Origin of the sequence: Brevibacillus thermoruber 423, assembly GCF_000454065.1 — a bacterium.
GTDB classification, from domain to species: domain Bacteria; phylum Bacillota; class Bacilli; order Brevibacillales; family Brevibacillaceae; genus Brevibacillus; species Brevibacillus thermoruber.
The window spans coordinates 480,118-499,235 of the sequence record NZ_KE695649.1 but is presented as its reverse complement, the minus strand read 5'-3'; the positions used below and the strand labels follow the sequence as shown (position 1 = coordinate 499,235).

At 57.3% G+C, this 19,118-nt stretch carries 16 protein-coding genes, 3 tRNA genes and 1 riboswitch; of the genes, 4 read left to right on the top strand and 15 right to left on the bottom strand.

Features of this window, described 5'->3' with window-relative positions; translation table 11 throughout:
• Nucleotides 1–92: 92 nt before the first annotated feature.
• From M516_RS0107405 to M516_RS0107360, 10 genes are all read right to left on the bottom strand, one after another.
• On the bottom strand, nucleotides 93–899 hold the full coding sequence (locus tag M516_RS0107405) for a hypothetical protein (protein WP_029098556.1): 807 nt from the start codon (nucleotides 897–899) through the stop codon (nucleotides 93–95).
• Between the two features lie 248 nt (nucleotides 900–1,147).
• Nucleotides 1,148–1,795, bottom strand: a complete 648-nt coding sequence (locus tag M516_RS0107400; protein ID WP_029098555.1) for a response regulator transcription factor — start codon at nucleotides 1,793–1,795, stop codon at nucleotides 1,148–1,150.
• Between the two features lie 5 nt (nucleotides 1,796–1,800).
• Nucleotides 1,801–4,233 carry a sensor histidine kinase gene (locus tag M516_RS0107395; protein ID WP_029098554.1) on the bottom strand — a complete coding sequence of 811 codons (2,433 nt, stop codon included), beginning with the start codon at nucleotides 4,231–4,233 and terminating at the stop codon, nucleotides 1,801–1,803.
• Nucleotides 4,234–4,598: 365 nt separating this feature from the next.
• Nucleotides 4,599–4,681 (bottom strand) — tRNA-Leu (locus M516_RS0107390).
• Nucleotides 4,682–4,707: 26 nt separating this feature from the next.
• A tRNA-Pro gene (locus tag M516_RS0107385) sits at nucleotides 4,708–4,784 on the bottom strand.
• 34 nt (nucleotides 4,785–4,818) lie between these two features.
• A tRNA-Arg gene (locus M516_RS0107380) sits at nucleotides 4,819–4,895 on the bottom strand.
• An 88-nt stretch (nucleotides 4,896–4,983) separates the two neighbouring features.
• Nucleotides 4,984–6,636 (bottom strand): sigma-70 family RNA polymerase sigma factor, encoded by a 1,653-nt coding sequence (locus M516_RS24295; protein WP_238550928.1) that lies wholly within the window; start codon nucleotides 6,634–6,636, stop codon nucleotides 4,984–4,986.
• A gap of 131 nt (nucleotides 6,637–6,767) precedes the next feature.
• Nucleotides 6,768–7,775 (bottom strand): ABC transporter permease, encoded by a 1,008-nt coding sequence (locus M516_RS0107370; RefSeq protein WP_051188132.1) that lies wholly within the window; start codon nucleotides 7,773–7,775, stop codon nucleotides 6,768–6,770.
• Entirely contained in the window at nucleotides 7,753–9,288 is a 1,536-nt protein-coding gene (locus tag M516_RS0107365; RefSeq protein ID WP_029098552.1) for a sugar ABC transporter ATP-binding protein, read from the bottom strand. Before M516_RS0107365 ends, M516_RS0107370 begins: the two co-directional genes overlap by 23 nt.
• Nucleotides 9,289–9,319: 31 nt before the next feature.
• Nucleotides 9,320–10,477 carry a sugar ABC transporter substrate-binding protein gene (locus tag M516_RS0107360; RefSeq protein ID WP_029098551.1) on the bottom strand — a complete coding sequence of 386 codons (1,158 nt, stop codon included), beginning with the start codon at nucleotides 10,475–10,477 and terminating at the stop codon, nucleotides 9,320–9,322.
• A 117-nt stretch (nucleotides 10,478–10,594) separates the two neighbouring features.
• Nucleotides 10,595–10,714: riboswitch (SAM riboswitch) on the bottom strand.
• A gap of 270 nt (nucleotides 10,715–10,984) precedes the next feature.
• On the opposite strand from M516_RS0107360, the gene M516_RS24290 reads away from it, so the two are divergent.
• The 3 genes from M516_RS24290 (at nucleotide 10,985) to M516_RS0107340 (ending at nucleotide 14,610) form a co-directional block, all read left to right on the top strand.
• Nucleotides 10,985–11,899: a hypothetical protein gene (locus tag M516_RS24290; protein WP_051188131.1), complete on the top strand. Its 915-nt coding sequence runs from the start codon at nucleotides 10,985–10,987 to the stop codon at nucleotides 11,897–11,899.
• 77 nt (nucleotides 11,900–11,976) lie between these two features.
• Entirely contained in the window at nucleotides 11,977–12,906 is a 930-nt protein-coding gene (locus M516_RS0107345; RefSeq protein WP_029098549.1) for an FTR1 family iron permease, read from the top strand.
• A 120-nt stretch (nucleotides 12,907–13,026) separates the two neighbouring features.
• The gene (locus M516_RS0107340; protein ID WP_193746948.1) at nucleotides 13,027–14,610 is read left to right on the top strand and encodes a DUF2723 domain-containing protein; all 1,584 of its coding nucleotides are present in this window, start codon (nucleotides 13,027–13,029) and stop codon (nucleotides 14,608–14,610) included.
• Here M516_RS0107340 and M516_RS0107335 read toward each other — a convergent pair.
• Nucleotides 14,532–15,017, bottom strand: a complete 486-nt coding sequence (locus M516_RS0107335) for a hypothetical protein (RefSeq protein WP_029098547.1) — start codon at nucleotides 15,015–15,017, stop codon at nucleotides 14,532–14,534. The genes M516_RS0107340 and M516_RS0107335 overlap by 79 nt on opposite strands.
• A 132-nt stretch (nucleotides 15,018–15,149) precedes the next feature.
• On the opposite strand from M516_RS0107335, the gene M516_RS0107330 reads away from it, so the two are divergent.
• Entirely contained in the window at nucleotides 15,150–15,374 is a 225-nt protein-coding gene (locus M516_RS0107330; protein WP_029098546.1) for a hypothetical protein, read from the top strand.
• Between the two features lie 179 nt (nucleotides 15,375–15,553).
• Here the strand turns inward: M516_RS0107330 and M516_RS0107325 are convergent, their stop codons facing one another.
• The 4 genes from M516_RS0107325 to M516_RS0107310 all read right to left on the bottom strand — a co-directional run bounded on the left by M516_RS0107325 (nucleotide 15,554) and on the right by M516_RS0107310 (nucleotide 19,114).
• Entirely contained in the window at nucleotides 15,554–15,982 is a 429-nt protein-coding gene (locus M516_RS0107325; protein ID WP_029098545.1) for a VOC family protein, read from the bottom strand.
• A 204-nt stretch (nucleotides 15,983–16,186) separates the two neighbouring features.
• Nucleotides 16,187–17,131, bottom strand: a complete 945-nt coding sequence (locus tag M516_RS0107320; RefSeq protein WP_029098544.1) for a 3-hydroxyacyl-CoA dehydrogenase family protein — start codon at nucleotides 17,129–17,131, stop codon at nucleotides 16,187–16,189.
• Complete coding sequence (locus M516_RS0107315; RefSeq protein ID WP_029098543.1) at nucleotides 17,128–17,889, bottom strand: SDR family NAD(P)-dependent oxidoreductase; 762 nt, start codon at nucleotides 17,887–17,889, stop codon at nucleotides 17,128–17,130. The genes M516_RS0107320 and M516_RS0107315 overlap by 4 nt, the downstream gene beginning before the upstream one ends.
• Before the next feature lie 49 nt (nucleotides 17,890–17,938).
• Nucleotides 17,939–19,114 carry an iron-containing alcohol dehydrogenase gene (locus tag M516_RS0107310; protein WP_029098542.1) on the bottom strand — a complete coding sequence of 392 codons (1,176 nt, stop codon included), beginning with the start codon at nucleotides 19,112–19,114 and terminating at the stop codon, nucleotides 17,939–17,941.
• Nucleotides 19,115–19,118: the final 4 nt, after the last annotated feature.

The window sequence follows — 19,118 nt, the reverse complement described above, 5'->3', positions numbered from 1 at the left end:
TCATATCCAATATTAATTGGATGATTGACTCTTCGATGACTTCTCGTTCCCCCGCCTGGATCCGCTTCACTGCACAGTCGCTTCCGCCCGCCTTAGGGGACATTCACGACGTATGCGACTGTAAACACATGATTGTCTTTTTGAAACTGTCCCCAAATCTTATAGATACCGCTCTTCGGAAACTGCGTCATGAACACGGCATCCGGTCCCGTTCCCTGCCCTTTTACGGCGTGAACGTGCACATACTGTTCTCCATCCTCCGATAGAATGACCACATGGCCGATCGCTCCCAAATAAGGCTGGAGGTCCGTAGCGGGTTGGCCGGTTTTCTCATCCGTGACGGAAAAGGTAAGAGTCGTTTCTTCATTTGCCCCCATCCGGTCGATCGAAAGTCGTACCCGGTTGCCTTCAACGGTTTTGACCCAATTCGCATCGGGTACAATCGGGACCGGAGTTGCAGGTTCACCTCCGAGCTTCACCCATGCCATCTTCGTCATGAAGTCTCCGCCGGTCGGCTTGAAATCGGCAATGAGTCGATATTCACCGCCTGCGGGGAAGACGTTCACTGTCTCAAATACGCCGTTTCCTTTGTATTCGGGATGAATGTGGTTGAAATAGGATAAATCTTTGCTTATCACGATCAAGTGCAGCAGCTTTTCATGGATGGTATCGAACTCCTCGATCGGTTTTCCGTCGTCCCTTTGAATGTCCAGCCGGATGAGTGTCCCCCGCCCGGTTTCGGACGTCTGTCCGTCTTTAATCGTCCATCGCATTTCCACGTTGTCCGCCACAAGCCAATCGCTTGCCACTGCCACCTCCACGTTCTCCCTGGATGGCTGCGAACTGCATGCCGTCAGCAATAAGGACATGAACAGCATGAAGATCATCCGTTTATTCACAACGAAGCGCCTCCCTTTATTCATGATTGGTCTTGCCTCATAAAAGCTCATTCGTTTGTGGCCCTCCTCCTGTTTTGTTAGCGAAATCCTTGTTTGGTACGGAATCATCATAATTCAGGAAGAGACAGGTGAACGCGCAAACAATGCATATCCCCCCGCAAATATTTGCGTCCGCCGCGCAATTTATCATCACGTATTCGTTTCACAAAACGAAAGAGCCGGTATGTCCCGGCTCTTGTAAACAATCCCTAATATAAATCCTCTGTGGGGAGAATCCCCAAACGCTTGGCTTTTTTGATGGCCTCGACCCTCGAATTGACATGAAGCTTTTGGAAGAGCTCCGTCAGGCTATATTCCAGGGAACGTTGGCTAATCATTAACGTTTTTGATATGTCTTTATTGCTTTTTCCTTTCGCCAATTCACGTAGCAGCCTGTCTTCTTCTTGGGTGATCGTTGTTTCTTCGCGCCCCGGTTCCCCTTGCACAACAATTTCTTGACGCCTTAGCTGCTTGAGCAGATGCATGGGAACAATCGCCTCTTTCCTCGAAGCACAGCGTATGGCTTGAATGAGCTGCTCACGGGTGGAGGTTTTGGCAATAAAGCCGGAAACGCCCGATTCCATTAATAAATTGAAATGAGGCGCGATCTCGAACCCTGAATAGATCAGAATTACGGCATCGGGGACAACCTCGAGCACTTTGCGCGCCAAATCGGCGCCGTTTATTTTCGGCATGTATAAATCAAATAAAATGACGTCAAATTTTTTGAGGCGTACCAAGTCGCTGACACAATAAACATCCGTCTCAATCGTAACATTCATGTCCGGCTCGGATTCAATCAGCATTTTCGTTCCCTCAACGACCGAGCGATGATCGTCAACCAATAAGATTTCCATACCGTTCACCTTGCCATCATAGTTTTGGGAAATTGAATCATGACGTGAAACCCTTGCCCGGGAGCGGAATGGAATTGCACGTTTCCTTCGAGGCTGAGCACTCTTTTTTCGATTCCTGCAATCCCCATATGCTGAAATGAGCCTTCCAGTGCGGCTATATCCATTCCAATCCCGTCGTCAGAATAAGAAAAAGTAATGTGATCTTCCGTGCCGGTTAGTGCTATCGTCACTTTCGAGGCCTTGGAGTGTTTGGTCGCATTGTGTAACAGCTCCTGAACAATCCGATACACGCCCAGAATCTGCTCTTCGTTTAAAGACGCGCCCAACTGTTCGGCGAAAAATTCAATTTCATAATTGGAGAACATTCGCGTGTACGAAAAGAGACTTTTCAACGATTCCACCAAACCCATCTTGAGAAGAAACGGCGGACGCAGCTCGTTGCATGTGATTCGGATCTGATGAATGGCATCCAGCAGTCCTTCTTCGATCTGGAGTAATTCCCGCGCCGTATTGTCCTCGAAGACTTTCGAAGATCGTAGCGATTCCAACTTGCGATACCAGATAATCAGATCCTGCAGCACCGAATCGTGCAAGTCACTGGACAGCGCGGCCCTCTCTTTCTCGGACAGTCTAAACAGCAGCCTCAGCATCCATTTGGGCGTTTCATTGTTCGACACCAATTCTTCAAGCCGCTTCATCAGATCTTCGAGAAGGTGAAGGTTATCGTATAGAATCGTAACGTAATGAACAGCCGTTTCAAGCCACTCTTTCTCGATTTTACGAAATGATTGATCCGTTTCGATTCGGAGGTAGACCGGCTGCCGCTTTTCGCCGATTTTGACCCAGATATCCTGCTCGTTTCTCAGGGCATGCTCCTGCCCCCTCGGCACTTCCTCAATCGATACGTTTGTGACATGAAGTACGGACTTCACTTCGTCGATCAGCCGGTTCTCCAAATCCGATACCTTCATAACGTTTGCAAGGTCTGTAGAGAAACGATTTAAACTCTGCTGGAGCGCTTTGTACCTTTCTTCGCTTTTGATGAGCTCTCTTTCATCATGTTTCCTTTTCGTAATGTCTTTTACAATTCCATGGATGCCGTTTAACTTCCCCGAGAGGAAGATCGGCACGAACGTGATGCTTACAATTTTCTCACCCTGCCTCATGTTTGCAAGGCGGCATTCAATATCCCTCGGTTCACCCTGTTGCATCACTTGGAGAAGCGTTTCATATACGGAAGCATGCTCCTCATCGTAAATTAACCCCAGAAAGCAGCGATCCGATAGTTGATGTAATTGAATCCCGGTGATCGTTTCAAAGGAACGATTGGCATTTACGAAATAGAAACCGTTTAATTCGATCGAAAATACCCCGTCCAAGTTATTTTCAAATAAAGACTTATACCTTTGTTCGCTTTCTTCCAATGCCAGCTCTGAACGTTTTTTTTCCGTGATATCCAAAATAATGCCGTCAAGTCGTTCGATTACGCCGGCATGATCTACATACGGATGGACAATGAGTCTGCCCCACCTGGTTTCTCCCTCGACGTGGATAAAACGAAATTCCTGGCTGACCGGGATTCCCAAATCAAGCTTCGCCTTTACTTCTCCCATGAGAATCGCGTTGTCTTCAGGGTGAATATGATCGTGTAATCGAATCGGATTAAACAGGATTTCCTCCCTCGGTATTCCCGAAATCTTTTCCATACTCTCCGAACAAAACGTGTATTGGTTAAAATCTTTGTCCGTCGACCAAACCGCCGCGTTGACATTATCCAATATATTTTCCAACAGTTCCTCCGTCTTTTTCCGTTTCGTCACGTCTCTCGCTACCGCCACGACATACTTTACATTCCCATCGCAGTCCAGCACAGGTTTTACACGGGCTTCTATGTGAATCACATGGCCTTGGGCGTGATAGACACGATACTCGATGTCCACAGACTCCTTTGTTTGGACCGCCTGATCATGTGCGAAACGGACTCGTTCCCTGTCATCAGGATGGATGATGTCAAAGGCATCCATTCCTTCATACTCTTCGGTACGATAACCCGTGATGAGCTGCAGGGAGGGTGACACATAGCGAACAATTGCTTGATGATCAACCAAAACAATCGTATCAGAAGTATTTTCGGCGATTATTTTGTACCTTTCGTCATGCGCAACCGTAATGTTTTCCTCCGTCGTCTGTGACAAGCGATCTTTCACAATAACCGTGAAGGCAATGGTTTGGCCGTCATCGTTGCGGATGGGAATGGCATGATGATGCGAGCGACGGGCCTCTCTTTCGCGATTTCTGTGATCCACCGCTTGAAATCGCTTTCGAAACGCTTCATTCTCCCAAAGAATTTGTCCATGAAGGTCAATGATACACATGGGGTCTGGCATGTCTTGCAATAACTGCCTAGCGCTTCTGATCAAATCGCGACATGTTTGCATTCTTGTGTTCTCCTTGTTTACGTTCTATCTGGACTAGGTATCATACCAATCTCATGTAAGGTAATTATAGATGTATCTTCTGCCTTTCGCCGCGCAAAAATATAGGGGATGCCCGCAATTTATGTGAAGCTGCCAAACCAGGCTGCATGATTCAAGAGAATAAACAGTGAACCTGCTGTCATTCAGTTTGATAATTCAGTTAATTTTTGCGTTGCCACATCAGCTTCCCCTTTGTTCACACCTTGCGACCATTGCCTGAAGACAGCTTATAGGCCGAGTGTGCTGATTCTGTACCTTTTACCAGCCCCATGTGGGTTGGAAAAAATAAAAAAGCCCATTTGGGCTGGGGTATGCAAGAGATGTATTGGTGCCGGCAGAGGGACTTGAACCCCCACGGTTTCCCTCACGATTTTGAGTCGCGCGCGTCTGCCAATTCCGCCATACCGGCATCCGTCACGTCCGGAAAAATAAAAATGGTCGGGAAGACAGGATTTGAACCTGCGACCTCTTGGTCCCGAACCAAGCGCTCTACCAAGCTGAGCCACTTCCCGACTGGAGGCGAGATGGGCTCTCGCCTCTACCATATGGCGTGCCCTGAGAGATTCGAACTCCCGACCTTTTGATTCGTAGTCAAACGCTCTATCCGGCTGAGCTAAGGGCACGTATCTTTTATTTGTTTCGCACCGTGGCGACAATTCAATACTATACAGGGGAGACAAGAAAAAATCAACCAGAATTTTTTTCCATTCGCTAGTTTTTTTTCGCAAGCTCCCGGGAAAGGTACACGAGCAGCATCCCCGCCAGGTTGACGTACGTGCTGGGGACATCCGCTTCGTCCGCCAATCCGCCGTTTGGCTGCTGCACGGAAAACAAGTAACGCTCCCCGTCCCGCATTCGCTCGGGCCGAACCGGCACGGCCTGGCTGCCCAAGAGAAACGCGAGCGTGGACAGGGTAAACGTCCCTTCCCACTGGCGATACGCGCCGCTGTCATCCATGTGGTCAGCCATCACGGAGAGCGGTTGGGCAAACAGCGAGCGTTCCCGCAAAAGCCAGGCGGACCAGCCGGTGGCAAACCAGCGGGCGTAGGCGGGGCGCATGGCCGTCTCTCCGCGCTCGTCCAGCATGACGGCGATCACGCCTTTTTTCCGGTCGATAAAGCGGGAAAACTGCCGCTTCAGGAACTCCGCGATCGCATCCGCACGCGGATCTCCCAGCAGATCGGCGGCCGCCCGCAGCCCGAGATAGGTTTCGGCGTTGTCGGCGGCGTATTTCACCTTGTACAGCCGGTAGCCGGACAAGGGCGTGTCCGCGTTCCCCTCGCGAAGCTGATACGAGCTCCAAAACAGGCCGTCCGTTTCATCCAGATTGTGCCGGACGAGGAAACGGTACGCCCGCTCCGCCGACTGCCGCAGTTTTGCCTTCAGCTCGCGGTTCTTCGTCCGCTTGTCCGCTTCGCCGGCCACGTACAGAAACAGCGCCATGGTGGTGTCGACGCCCCGGATGGCCGCAAACCGGCGGTAGCTGCCCGGCAGCGCAGGCACATAGGCGTCCCCTTCGCGACGGTACGAGAGGTGCCAGTCCCCTTCGGCCGTCTGCACGCTCATCAGCCACCACAGACCGCGTTCCACCGCCCGCCAGTAGGCGGACTCCCGGGTCAGGTCGTAGGCCTGGATCAGGCCCATCAAGGCGTAGAGCATGTTGGAATCCGTATTGATGTAGCCCGATTCGTTCATCGCCCCGTGCTCGTCCTGCCGCTCCAGGATAAAGCGGGCGGCCCGCTCCAGGCGCTGAAGCCGCTCGGATCGGATCGCCCGGCGGTTCGCCTCCTCTGCGGCATCGGCTTTCCGTACCAACGCTTCCCCCGCCCTGCTCCATTCCCCGGCCAGCGCGGCCGTCCCTTGTCCTGACAGCAGCATTCCGCACAGCACCAGCGAAATCAGCCTGCGTGTCTTCACGTCCGTCCCTCCTTCGCACGCCTTAGCGTCCCCCAAAAGGCGCCGATCCAGCCGGACCGTGGGAAACAAATACAGGATCGTCCTCATCCGCTCGGGCAGCTGCCGCATGATCCTCTCCACGGTTTGCGCCGCTTCCTTTTGTTCGTACGCCGTTTCCGGATCGCCCCCGGCATACCCTCGCCCAACAAGTCGACAGATGCTGTCTACCATTTTCCTTTCCGCCGTCTGTCGGCGCAGCCAGTCAATGTAGAGGTGGCGCGCCACCTTGTACAGCCAGGCCCGGACTGCCTTGGGATCGCGCAGCGTGAAAGAGAGCATGGCCCGGTAGAACGTCTCCTGCAGCAGTTCTTCCGCCACCTCCCGCGAGCCGCACATGCGGTACAGGTACCGGTACAGGGGATTTTGGTACGCGGCGAACAGATCCGCCCATGTCTCCCGTTTCATCATCCACCTCCGCTCCATTCAAACGAAACAGACGGGAAAATGTTACAACAACCAGAAAAAAAGCCATTCTTTTCCCGCCGCATCCGCGGAAAAAGAACGGCTTCCCTGACAGCAGCGGCCCGCCAGCCGCCCGCCTATTTTTTCAGCCTGGGCAGATAGGTAAGCGTCAGCGCTCCCGCCAGCACCAGGCCCTTGACGATGTCCTGGGCGTAATACGGCACGTTCATCATCGTCAGCCCGTTCATCAATACCCCCATCAGGATGGCGCCGCAAAAGGTGCCGAACGCGTTGGGCTTGCCCTGCCCGAAGATGGAAAACCCGATAAACGCAGCGGCCACGGCGTCCATTAACAGCGGCGATCCCGCCATCACCTGGCCGGTGCCGATCCGCGCCGTCAGCACGATTCCCCCGATGGAGGCGAACAGCGCCGACAGCATGTAGGCCAGCGTGCGGTACTTGTTGACCGGGACGCCGGAGAGGCGGGCCGCTTCCAGATTGCCGCCGGTGACGTACAGCATCCGTCCGAAACGGGTGTAGTTGAGAAACACGTGCACGCCGGCGACGGCCAGCGCCATCAGGATGACAGGGACGGGGATGCCCCACATTTCCCCCTGGCCGATGAAGAGAAACGACGGGATGATGATGCCGGGAGCGGACGTGCCGTCGGCCATCGGCATGTTGTTGTAGATGGAAAAGCCCTGCGTGTAGCTGAGGTGAATGCCTTGAAAGACGTACAGCGACACGAGCGTCGCCAGAATGTCCGGAATCCGCACCTTGACCACCAAAAGCGCGTTGATCAGCCCGATCACCAGACCGGCCAGGAGCGGAACGGCCACCGCCACCAGCAGTTCCTGCCGGTACCACACCATGAGCGAGGCGGAGAGCACCGTCGCCACGCTGACCGTCGAACCGACGGACAGGTCAAAGCCGCCCACGATCAGGGAAAAGGTAACCCCGATCGCCACCAGCGTCACGATGGAAATGGAGCGCAGGATGTCCACCAGATTGGCGTAGCTGAGAAAGTTTTCGTTGACGATGCTGAAAAACGCGATCACGGCCAGAATGGCCAGGAGCGCACCGTACCGCTGTGCCAGCGACCCCCGCGTCTGTTTTGTTTTTTCACCCTGCAGCACTGCTTCCATGATGATTCCCTCCAATCATGTAAAACATCACCGTCTCGGCCGTGATCCGTCCTTCCGTCCATTCGCTCCGGCTCCACTCCGCGGCGGTCCGGCCGTTTTCCAGCACGATCAGGCGATCGGCCAGCGCCAGCGCTTCGTCAATCTCGCTGGAAAAGTACAAAATGCCCCTGCCCTCGTCCGCGAGTTCCCTGATCAAGCGGAAAATCTCCTGCTTGGCACCGATGTCCACGCCCTTGGTCGGCTCGTCGAAGAGGAAAACGCTGGCCGTGGTCAACAGCCACTTGCCGATCGCCACTTTCTGCTGGTTGCCGCCGGACAGGCTGCCCGTCCGCTGGTCCAGCCCGGCCGTCTTGATGCCCAACCGCTCCACGAGGGACTGGGCCGCCTCGCGCTCCGCCCTGTCCGAAAGAAAGCCTCCCCGCGCAAACGCCCGCAGGTGGGCCAGCGTCAGGTTGTGCTTCACCGGCTCCTCCACCAAAATGCCCTGCAGCCGCCGCTCTTCGGGAATCAGCGCGATGCCGTTCTGGATCGCTTCGCCCGGATGGCGGAGGCGCAGGGTCCGCCCTCGCAGCCGGATCTCGCCGCCGTCCAGCCGGTCGGCGCCGAACAGGGCGCGGGACACCTCCGTCTTGCCGGCGCCCACCAGTCCCACCACGGCGACGATCTCTCCCTGCCGCACCTGGACGTCAAACCGCTTCACCTTGTGGCCGATCCGCAGTTCTCTCACTTCCAGCAGCACCTCGCCCGCGCGTCCCGCCCGGTCGTCCGCCCGATTGGCTTCGCGCCGTCCCAGCATCGCCGACACCGCTTCTTCCGGACTGGTCTGGTCCGTCCGCTTTTCCCACACCCGACTGCCGTCCCGCAGCACGGTGATGCGGTCGGCGATGGCGAACACCTCCGGCAGCCGGTGGGAGATGTAGACGATCCCCAACCCGGCCGCCTTCAGGCTGGCGATCAGCTCGAACAGCGCCGCCGCTTCCGTCAGGCTGAGCGGCGCGGTCGGCTCGTCAAAGATGACGAAGCGGACGTCCTGGGCCACGGCGCGGGCCAGCAGCACCAACTGCTTTTCCGCCAGCGTCAGCTCCTCCGCCTTTGCCTTCAGCGGCAGGGAAAAACCGCACCGGTTGAGAATCTGTTGGGCCCGCTCCACCGTCCGTTTCGGCGAATGCCACCAGCCGCCGACGGAGACGGATTGGTCCAGGAGAATGTTTTCCGCGACGCTCAGGGAGGGAATCAGCCCCGTGTCCACTTCCTGCTGCACGAGGTGGATGCCGGCCCGCTTGGCATCCCGCGGTTCGGCGACCGCAAGCTCGCGGCCGTCGATCAGAATGCTGCCGGCAGTCGCCTGCTCCGCGCCGGAGAGAATTTTCACCAGCGTGCTTTTTCCTGCCCCGTTGGCCCCGAGGATGGCGTGCACCTCCCCGCCGCGCACGGTGAAATCCACCCCGCGCAGGGCGTACACCCCGCCGTACTGCTTGACGATCCCCTTCATTTCCAAAACAGAGGCCGTCATCTCGCATCCCTCCCTGATCTGTCCGTTCCTGTCACTTGTGCTTAGCCTCCAGCGCGGCCATCCACGGCGAAACGGCGGCGTCGCTACGTCCCCACCCGCTCACGTATTGAGCCAGTTCGGACATGTTGACCGGTTTGTCCGGCAGTTTGTCCTGGCTGACCAGATGCGGATCGAGCGAGAAGTACTTGGGCGTGTGTTCGCCGGCGATCTTTTGGTAGAGGAAGCGGCTCTGCACCCGTCCGATGTCGGCCGGATCGGTCGCCGCCGACGCTTTCCATGGACTGTCCTTCTCCTGGATGAGCTGCAGGTCTTCGTCGGACAAGTCGATGCCGAACACCTTGATCTCCGTCCGTCCCGCCGCCTTGATCGCCCGCGTAGCCCCTTTGGCGAATTCGTCCCACGGCGCCCACACGGCGGCGATGTCGCCTTTGTTCGGGTACTTTTTCAGGATCGCATCCATCTGCGCCTGGGTGTCCAGCGCCGTGTTCGGGGTGGCCGAACCGAAGCGGGCGATCTCCTTGATGTTGGGGTAGCGCTTGAGAAAAATCTCGTAGACGCGGTTGCGCTTTTCCATCGGCGCAAAACCGCCCACCCAGATGTAGACGATGCTGCCTTTCCCGTCGATGGATTGGGCCAGGTTTTTCAGCCCCTGCCAGGCCAGGCTGTAGTCGTCCTGGTCAATCACGGTGACGCCGTCCACCTGGTCCAGGTCGTTGTCGAACGCGACGACGGGAATCCCCGCCTTGACCGCCCGCTCCACGCCCGGCTGCAGCGCTTCCGCACGGCCGTGGTTGATCAGGATCCCGTCCACTTTTTGGTTGACCGCGGTGTCGAGGTGGGCCGCCATTTTGCCCAGGTCGCCGTCCGCGTTGTAGACGACCAGCTCGCCGCCGAATTTGCTCACCTGCTCTTTGACTCCCTGCAGGTACTGGGCGGAAAACGTCCCGATGGAGAACTCGCTGACCAGAGCGATTTTCAACGGTTTGTCCACTGCCGCCGGAATGGCCGCCGAGGCCGATGCCGTCGGTGATGCGGCTCCCGGTGCTGCGGCTGTCGGCTGCTGCGGCGCGGCCGCCGGCTGGGACGACTGTGACGTGGCGGACTGGGCAGAAGGCGCCGGCGGCTGTTCACTGGTGCAGCCCGCAAGCAAAAGGGCCGCGACGAGACTGGCTGTCATCCATTTTTTCATCGTTTTCATCTGGTACATCCCCCCGTATGAGTGCGTGAAAAATGATGGCATGGACGAAAAACCGGAAAAAACAAACGCCTCTTTCCCTGAGGAAAGAGGCGCGGTTCGCTCGCTCACCTCTCATCTCTCAGGAAACATTCCTGCAGGAGTTAGCACCGTGCCGCAAGAGCCGCATGCTCTTGACAGTCGGTTGCCGGGCGTCATCGGGCCAGTCCCTCAGCCTGCTCTGGATAAGAAGGCATGTGCAATTCCAAGTTTTCCACTATGCTTTTGATGATGAGGACATCATACATCGAAGCCGGCGGCTCCGTCAATCCCGTTTTTGGAAGTTTTTCAGAAATATTCGCGACTGTAAGCAACTTCCAAAAACGGATGGAACGGCATGTGCTCCTTTCATCGAGAATGAAAATCTTTATTGACGCGTACGAGATGCCCCTTTATTATCAGGAGAGGAGATCGTTTTGATAATGATTATCATTATATTAATGATAGAAAGGAGGAGGCTCCGTGCCGCTGCGCCTCTTGCTCGCCCTGTTTCTGGCGCTGCTTCTGCCCGCATCCGCCTTCGCCTATTCCTACGGCGACCCGAACAAGGAAGACCTCGCGGAGAGCTTCAAGGAGATCGCGGCCAAGCTGGAACAGACTCCGGAAGACTGGAACGGCGCCCACCAGGCGTTTCTCAGCCGCAAAAACGAGATCGCCCTGGAGTTTGGCCAACAGACCGCCCAGACACTGGAAGCGAACTTTTCTCAACAAAACAAGGATCTCGTCCTGCACAACTACAAAGCGCTGCTGGTGAAGAACATCGACCGCCGGTTGACAAACGCCGAGCAGCAGTTTGACGACTACGCCAAGGCAAAGCTGCTTTTGGCAAAAGGCAGAGGGACCCTCAACGTGCTCGCCCCGCACATCAGTGACAGCGCTTCCAAAACGGCGTTCGCCGCTTTCGACAAAGCGCTGGCCGCGCTGGGCAATCCCGGCCTGTTCGGCGTGGGGACCGTGCCTTCCGACAAGAACGAGTTCCTGAAGCAGACCAAACTGATTCGCTCCACGCTCCAGCCGCTGTTTCCGTGGAAAGGGGAAACGGCCTCTCCGGCCGGCACGAAAACGACGGCAGGCGGTTCGTCCCCTGCCGGCCAACAAACGCCGACGTCCGGCAGCCTTCCTGGGCAGTCGGCCGTTTCCCCCGCCGCACAGGCCCCGGAACAATCTCCCGGACAGGGAGAACCGGCCGCACAGTCGTCTGCCCATTCCGCCGGCGGACAGACAGACGGCCCGACCGCGAACCCGGCGCCCGCCGGAGAAGGCGCCAAACCGGCTCCGTCCAAGGTAAATCCGGTGGTCACCGCTTCTCTCATGGGCGGCCTGATCATCGTTTTCGGCAGCTTGTTCTGGCTCGCCAAACGAAAGAAATGGATCTAACCGTCCATATCGAAAAAACGGGAGCGACCTCTTCCGCGCGGGGAGGTCTCTCTCCGTCGTAGAAGGGGGAGGTACCCATGGACATACAGGCGTTTCTCATCACCCTGCGGGAAGCTTTCGAAGCCCTGCTGATCATCGGCATTATCGTCACCTATCTCACCCGCGTCGGCGCCCGCCAGTGGAACAAATGGGTGTGGGCCGGCGCCGGTTTGGCTCTTTTCGCCAGTTTTCTCGTCGCTCTCCTGTTTCAAATCGTGCTTACCGACTTCCGCATGATGGCGAGCGAAAACTACATGCGCATCGGCATGCTGTTCGCTTCCTCCCTGCTGTTGACGCACATGGCGGTGTGGATGTCCGGCCAGCAAAAAGACATGCGAAGCGACATGCACAGCAGGCTGGACAAGATTTTGACGGCGGGCAGCGTAGCCAACCTGATCGTCCACTCCTTTCTCGTGACGCTGAGGGAAGGCGTGGAGACCGTCTTCTTCTTTGCGGCAATCAGCGGCGGGGACATCCAAAAGGCGCTGACAAGCTGGGGAGCGCTGGCCGGATTGGGGCTGGCCTGTGTGCTGTCGTATCTCTTTTTCAACAGCAGCAAAAAATTGCCGCTGCGCACCTTTTTTACCGTCACCAAGGTGATCATCCTGATCATCGCCGCCGGCCTGTTCGCCCAGGGCGTCGGCGTCATGCAGGACCTGGGGCTGATCGGCAGCGTCTACCGCACGCCGGCCGGAGACATCGGGGAAGTGTACAACATCGTCTCCATCCTGCCGGAGCATCCGGTCGACGAACAGCACTACATCCGCGATTACGGAACCGCTCCGCTGCTGAGCGGACAGGTGGGCATTTTCCTCAAAGCGCTGCTCGGCTATACGCACAATCCGTCGGTGGAGGAGTTCGCCGCGTACTGGCTGTACTACCTCGTCATCGTTTTCCTCATCCGCTGGCGGTCGGTCCGGCAGCAGCGGCAAAAGGAGGACGCAGCCCATCAGCCGCCGGCGGCGTGAGTGGCGGCAGCGATCCGTCGGGACAGCACCCGGCAGCATGCCGCGGATCAAAGCCGCGGCATGTGGCGTTCCGCCACTGAGCAGTACCGAGACCCCAGGCAGAAGGAGGGGGTGTCCGACATGCCGTTTTTTCGAAATGCCATCATCCTGACTTTCTTGACAGCGGCCGTCTGGGCCCTCCGCCTCCCGTTTGCCGGGGTGTACGCGGAAAGCTGGGACGCCGTTGATTTTGCCCTCGCGCTCCAGCGGTACGACATCTTCAACATGCAGCCCCACTTTCCCGGCTATCCGCTGTACATCCTCGCCGGCCATCTGTTCCTGCCGTTCGCGGAAGAGCCGGTTCGCGCGCTGACGCTCTTGTCCGTCTGGTGCGGAGCGCTCTCCCTGATTCCGTTTTACCTGTTGGCCCAAAAGCTGCTGCCCGACGCCCGATCCAGATGGACAGCGGTGCTCCTGTTCGCGGCCAGTCCGCTGCTGGGGCTCACCGCCGTGCAGCCCATGTCGGACGCGTTTGGCCTGCTGGCGGTCCTGGTGCTGTTGGCCGTCATCGCCGCTACCCTGCACCTGAGCGGACGGCCGCTGTTTCTGCTCACCTGCCTGGCCGCCATCTGGTTTGCGCTGCTGTTGGGCATTCGCCTGTCTTCTTTTCCGTTCGGCTTTTTGCTCCTTCACCCGCTGTTCCGGCTGTTTCGGGAACGCCGCAGTCTCGGGGGCTTTATCGCCCGTACGGCCGTGGTCGTGCTGCTGTTCTTGGCTGCGCTGGCCGGCTGGCTGCTGCCCACCGCCGCGACCGAAGGCGGGCTTGTCCCGTTTTGGCAGTTGGGGCAGGCGTTTGCCGTCGGTCACTTCACCGATTGGGGCGGCACGTCCTTTTCCTCCGGCGCCTCCTGGGGGGAGCGCCTGTACGGTTTTCTCTGGGAACGCTTGACGCTGAACGGCCTGATTGGCACATCGGAGGAGGCATTTGCTCAAGGGCTGACGGGATGGCTCAACGTCCCGGTTCTCGCCGTCTTGATCGGCGGCGCGGCGGCAGGGGCCGCCAACCTGCTGCGCCGGCGCCCCCACCCCGCCGTGGTCTGGTTCCTGGCGCTGGCCGCCGGACCTTACGCGCTGTGGGCGTTTTTCGGCCAAAACAGCGAAAAGGCCCGGCACATCCTGCCGCTGCTGCCGCTGCTCCTGCTGCTCGTCGCGCACGGTTTTTCCGTGCTGGGAAACCGGCCCCGCCGGTTTGCGGGAAAAGCGGCGGTCTGTATGTTGTTTGCGGGCGTCCTGGCCGTCCTGACCGTCCGCCAGGCAGCCGTGCTTCAGCGTCATCTGGATCCTCCGCCCGCGCTGCAGTTGGTGCGGTTCGTGGAATCCCGGTATCCCCCGGAGGGCACCCTGCTGTACACCTGGGAGGAAGAGCGTCTGTTTGACTATTACGCCCCCGCCTACGAGACGGAACGCGTCAGACGGTTCGCCTATTTCGCCCAGTCCCTTACGCTTCACGCCTCCACCGTCTCCCGGGTGCTGGTCACCAACGCGGTCCTGGACGGATTTCCGCCGGAGCTGCGGCCGGCGGCGAAGGAAGTGGCGCGCTTTTCAGCCGATCCCTTCCTCTACCCCACGTACCATACGGTGATCCTCTACGAACTGCCGACGCAGGGCGCACAGCAGCCGACAGACGGTTCGCGCCGACGGCCGCCGGCCCTGCCGAACGGATAGTCCAGCGGGTGACGTCCAAAGACGATCCAGCGGCCGTCTGCCTTCCGCCGCAGTTGGTAGACGCGGAAAAACCGGTCGTCCCTGTCAAAGGCAAACCAGACGGCCACGGTCGCGGTCCGCCCGGCTGCCGCCAGCACCCGCGCCTTGACGATCGGCGGCGCGCCGATTCCGTCTCCGACCGGGATCGCCAGACGACCGCGGATTCGCCGCAAATCCAGGCTGCCGATTACCCGTTTGGCCAGACAGGGCGTCATGGTTTTCCGCAGGAACCGTTCGATTTTCGCTTTGCTGGCAAACCGCTTCGGCAGCAGGACGCCCCGCTCGCCCGCCTGTTTCCGTGCGGAGAACACGATTGTCCAGAACGCCTGCTCGACCCGTTCGACCGTCCGAGTCAGCCGTGTTTTCATCCGGCACACCTCCCTCCTGCATGGTATGCCGGTGATCCGGCGAGGGATGGGCTGCCCTGCATACATAATTGCCGCTGCTGCGAGAGATGCTACGAGGTGTGAACCCGATCTTGACGCAGAGGAGGAAGGCACATGCCGGCACAAGTCAACACCGACCAGTTAAAAAAGGCGGAAGCGTGCACAACTCTTGCGAAGAACATGATTACGCAGGCGATCGAACAGTCCGCAGCCAACCCGCAATTGGCGGAAGAAGCGCTGAAGCAGGCGTCCCAGGAGATCGCCCAGGCGCAAACCATGATCTCGCAAGTCCAATCGGCCCTGCAAATGCAGTCCCAACAGCAGCAGGGGCAGGCGTAATCGCCAAGGAAAAAGGCGGACCCCATGATTCGGGTCCGCCTTTTTGCGTGTCCATCAGCCGGCCCGGCAGCGCCGCCGGTTCCCGTCCCGCTCGACGACGGGGAAGCCGGTGAGGCAAGTGACGGCATGGACTGCGGAAAACGGCTCTGTCGCAAGCAACGCGAACAGAGCCGTTTTCGTTACTGTTGTTTACCCTCCGTGTTAATTTGGAAGGTCACGCCAAACTTGTCCGTTACAATCCCGTACGCCGGGCTGAAAAACGTCTCTTGCAGCGGCATGTTCACCTGACCGCCCTGCTTTAAGGCTTCATAGATTCGTTTCGATTTTTCCTTGTCGTTTGTTGAGATACAGATGGTGACCTGACTGCCGCTCTGATGGGGTTGGCCTGGAAACGTATCGGAAAACATGAGGTCCGATTCGCCGACCCTTACCATGGCGTGCGACACGCGGTCCTTTGCCTCTTCCGGCAGGGGAAATTCAGGGTTTTCCGGCATCTCGCCGAACGTTTGGTAAAACAGGATTTTGGCATCCAGTGCTTTTTCGTAAAATTGAATGGCTTCCTTTGCGTTTCCGTCCATGACCAGATAGGGGATCAATCGCAGTGTCATCACGAATCAACTCCTTGGGTCCTCGTTATTTTTTCGTTTTTCCAGTCTCAAAACTCGTACGGGCCACAGTTTGACACGTATCAAAACCAACCACACTCTCCATTATGACCCATCATCCGATTAGAAAACAATTCCGGTATGTAAATAATCGTGTGGTTCCCAGGAAGGAAAAATGAAGCATGGCTTGAAACAAGATGGATTCTGCTAGATCCCCCAGTCTTTTTTCAGCCACTGAATCAGTTCCGTTTCCCGCTCGTCGTTCATCTTTTGTGAAAATTCCGGTGTCCATTGATAAAAACCGTGGCCGTTTTTCTGGCCGTATTTGCCTTCGTCCACCAAACGCCGCATCGTTGTGAGCGAGGCCTGGTCGGTACTCAGGTCGGGAAACAAATAGGCAGAGATGGCATCAAACACATCCAAGCCGCCCATGTCCGCACTCATGAACGGGCCGGTTACCGTGAGACGGCGTCCGATGCTGTAGCGAACGGCATCGTCAATCTCCTTGATGCTCGCAACCCCCTGCTCCAACAGATACTGAGCTTCGCGAAACAGGGCGTACTGCAGGCGATTGCCGATAAACCCTAGCGTTTCCTTCTGCACCAGAATCGGCTTTTTTCTCAACGTCCGCAGCAATTCCAGGGAACGGCGCACCGTGTCGTCCGACGTTTTTTCTCCTCGCACCACTTCCACCAGGGGAATCAGGTGGGCGGGATTCCAGAAATGAGTCACGACCGTCCGTTCCGGATGCGTCGTGAGCGCCGCGATCGCCGTCGGCCTCAGCCCCGAGGTGTTGCTGGCAAACACAACGTCCGGCCCGCAGAGCGTTTCCAATTTTTGGAACATCTCCTGTTTCAGCACGAGGATTTCCGGAATCGCCTCGATGATGAACGTTGCTTCCGACACACATGTCTCCAACGAACCGTCAAACGAAATCCGGGACCGAATGTCGGCTGCCCCCTGCGTGTCAATCACTTCATGGCGTTGCAGCACACGCAGCTTTTCCTCGATGCCGGTTTGTCCGCGGCGGATATCCGCTTCATCGGTTCCCCACACGTTTACCGGACATCCCGCCAACGCCGCCGCCAGCGCGATGGAATGTCCCATGGTGCCTGTTCCCAGAACAGCCAATCGTTCTCTCGTTACGGTCATATCGCAGTCCAGCCTCCATCTACCCGAATGGTCTCCCCGGTGACAAATCGCGCCAAGTCAGACGCCAGGAAAAGTACCGCGCCCGTCACATCCCGTGGGGAAGCCAATCTGCCCAGCGGAATGCGCCGGATGACATCCTCATAAAACTGCCGGTCCTCGAACATTTTGGACGTGAGTTCGGTTTCGATAAACGTGGGAGCGACCGCGTTCACCTTGATATTGTATTCCGCCCACTCCACCGCCAATGCCTTGGTGAGCTGGACCATTCCCCCCTTGCTGGAGCAATAGGCCGCCCGTTTGTAATACCCGACGAACGCCATCTGGGAAGCGATATTGATGATTCTTCCTCCCTTCCCTTCCGCCATGTATTTCGCAGCCCGCTGCGAACAGAAAAACGCTCCTTTCAGATTGGTATCCAGCACCCGGTCCCAATCGTCTTCCGTTACATCCCATGCCGGTTTGGCAATGTTGGTTCCCGCATTGTTCACCAAAATGTCAATGCCTCCCATTTTATCCGCGGCGTCCTCCACCATGGCCAGAACCTCTTTGGTTTGCTGCATGTCCGCTTGGGCAATGAAACACTCGGGTTGATACGTTTGCAATGCCTGTAACGTCTCGCGGAGTGCCTCTTCTCCTCTTCCTGTAATCGTCACGACAGAACCGGCTTGTGCAAATGCCAGCACGATGTCTTTCCCGATGCCTTTGCTTCCGCCCGTGACCAACACTCGTTTTCCCTTGAGATCGGCAAACTCGTTCAAACGGTCCCCCTCCTCCCCTAATGAAGCCAGTATGGCTGGATGTTCGCAATTATTCCTGAAACAGTTTGCCGCCGAACGATTCACGGTAAATGGTTTCGATGTCAGCAACCGTCAACCAGCGTGGATTATTGTTCAGCAGTCTGTCGATTTTGCTTGCTTCCGCTGCCAAGGCCGGAATGTCTTCTTCTTTCACGCCAACGTCCCTGATGCTGGCGGGAATCCCCACGTCTTGAGACAGTTTGGCGATGGCGTGGACCGCCCGATATGCTGCATCGCGAAGCGACAACCCGTCTACGTTTTCTCCCATCGCCCTGGCCACTTCCGCAAATTTGGGAATATTCGCAACCACGTTGTACTTCATGACGTAGGGGAGCAGCAAGGAGTTTGCCACCCCGTGGGGCACTTTGAATTTGCCTCCCAGCGGATAGGCCAGCGCATGGACGGCTCCTACCCCGGCGTTGCCCAGCGAAATGCCGGCAAGCAGACTTCCCATCGCCATGTCTTCGCGCGCTTTGAGATGATGTCCCTGATACACGGCTTGGCGAAGGGAACGGGAAACCAGTTTGATCGCGTGCAGGGCAATGGCGTCCGTCAGTTCATTCGCCCGAATCGCCGTATAGGACTCCACCGCATGTACAAACGCGTCCATCCCCGTCGCAGCCGTGACGGATGGAGGCACCGTCACCGTTAGTTCCGGATCGACAATGGCCACATCCGGAAGCAGGAACGGCGAGACGATTCCCTTTTTTACCTGGTCGCGCGTGTCCGTAAAAATGGCGTTGCAGGTAACTTCCGACCCGGTTCCGGAAGTGGTCGGCACGAGGATGAAAGGCACGCCCTTGTTCGCCACCTTGTCAATGCCCACCAGGTCGCGCACATCGTCCGTGTTGGTCATCATGATGGACAAGGCCTTGGTCACATCCAGCACGCTCCCGCCACCGATCCCGACGAACACGTCATATCCCTGATCCCTGACCTGGGAGGCAAGATGCTCCAGATTTTCAAACGGAGGCTCCGGTATTACTTCATCAATCACGTGAACCGGCAGGCCTGCTTGCGCCAGCGGGGTTACGACCTTGTCGACCAGACCCGTTTGATTCAACACCTTGTCGGTCACCACCAAAACCTTTGTTGCCCCCAGCTTCCTGGCCTTCTCCCCAATGTGTGCAATCGAGCCGATTCCCGTCACGAGTTCATTCGGTGTTCGAAACACGCTAATGCTCATCTTT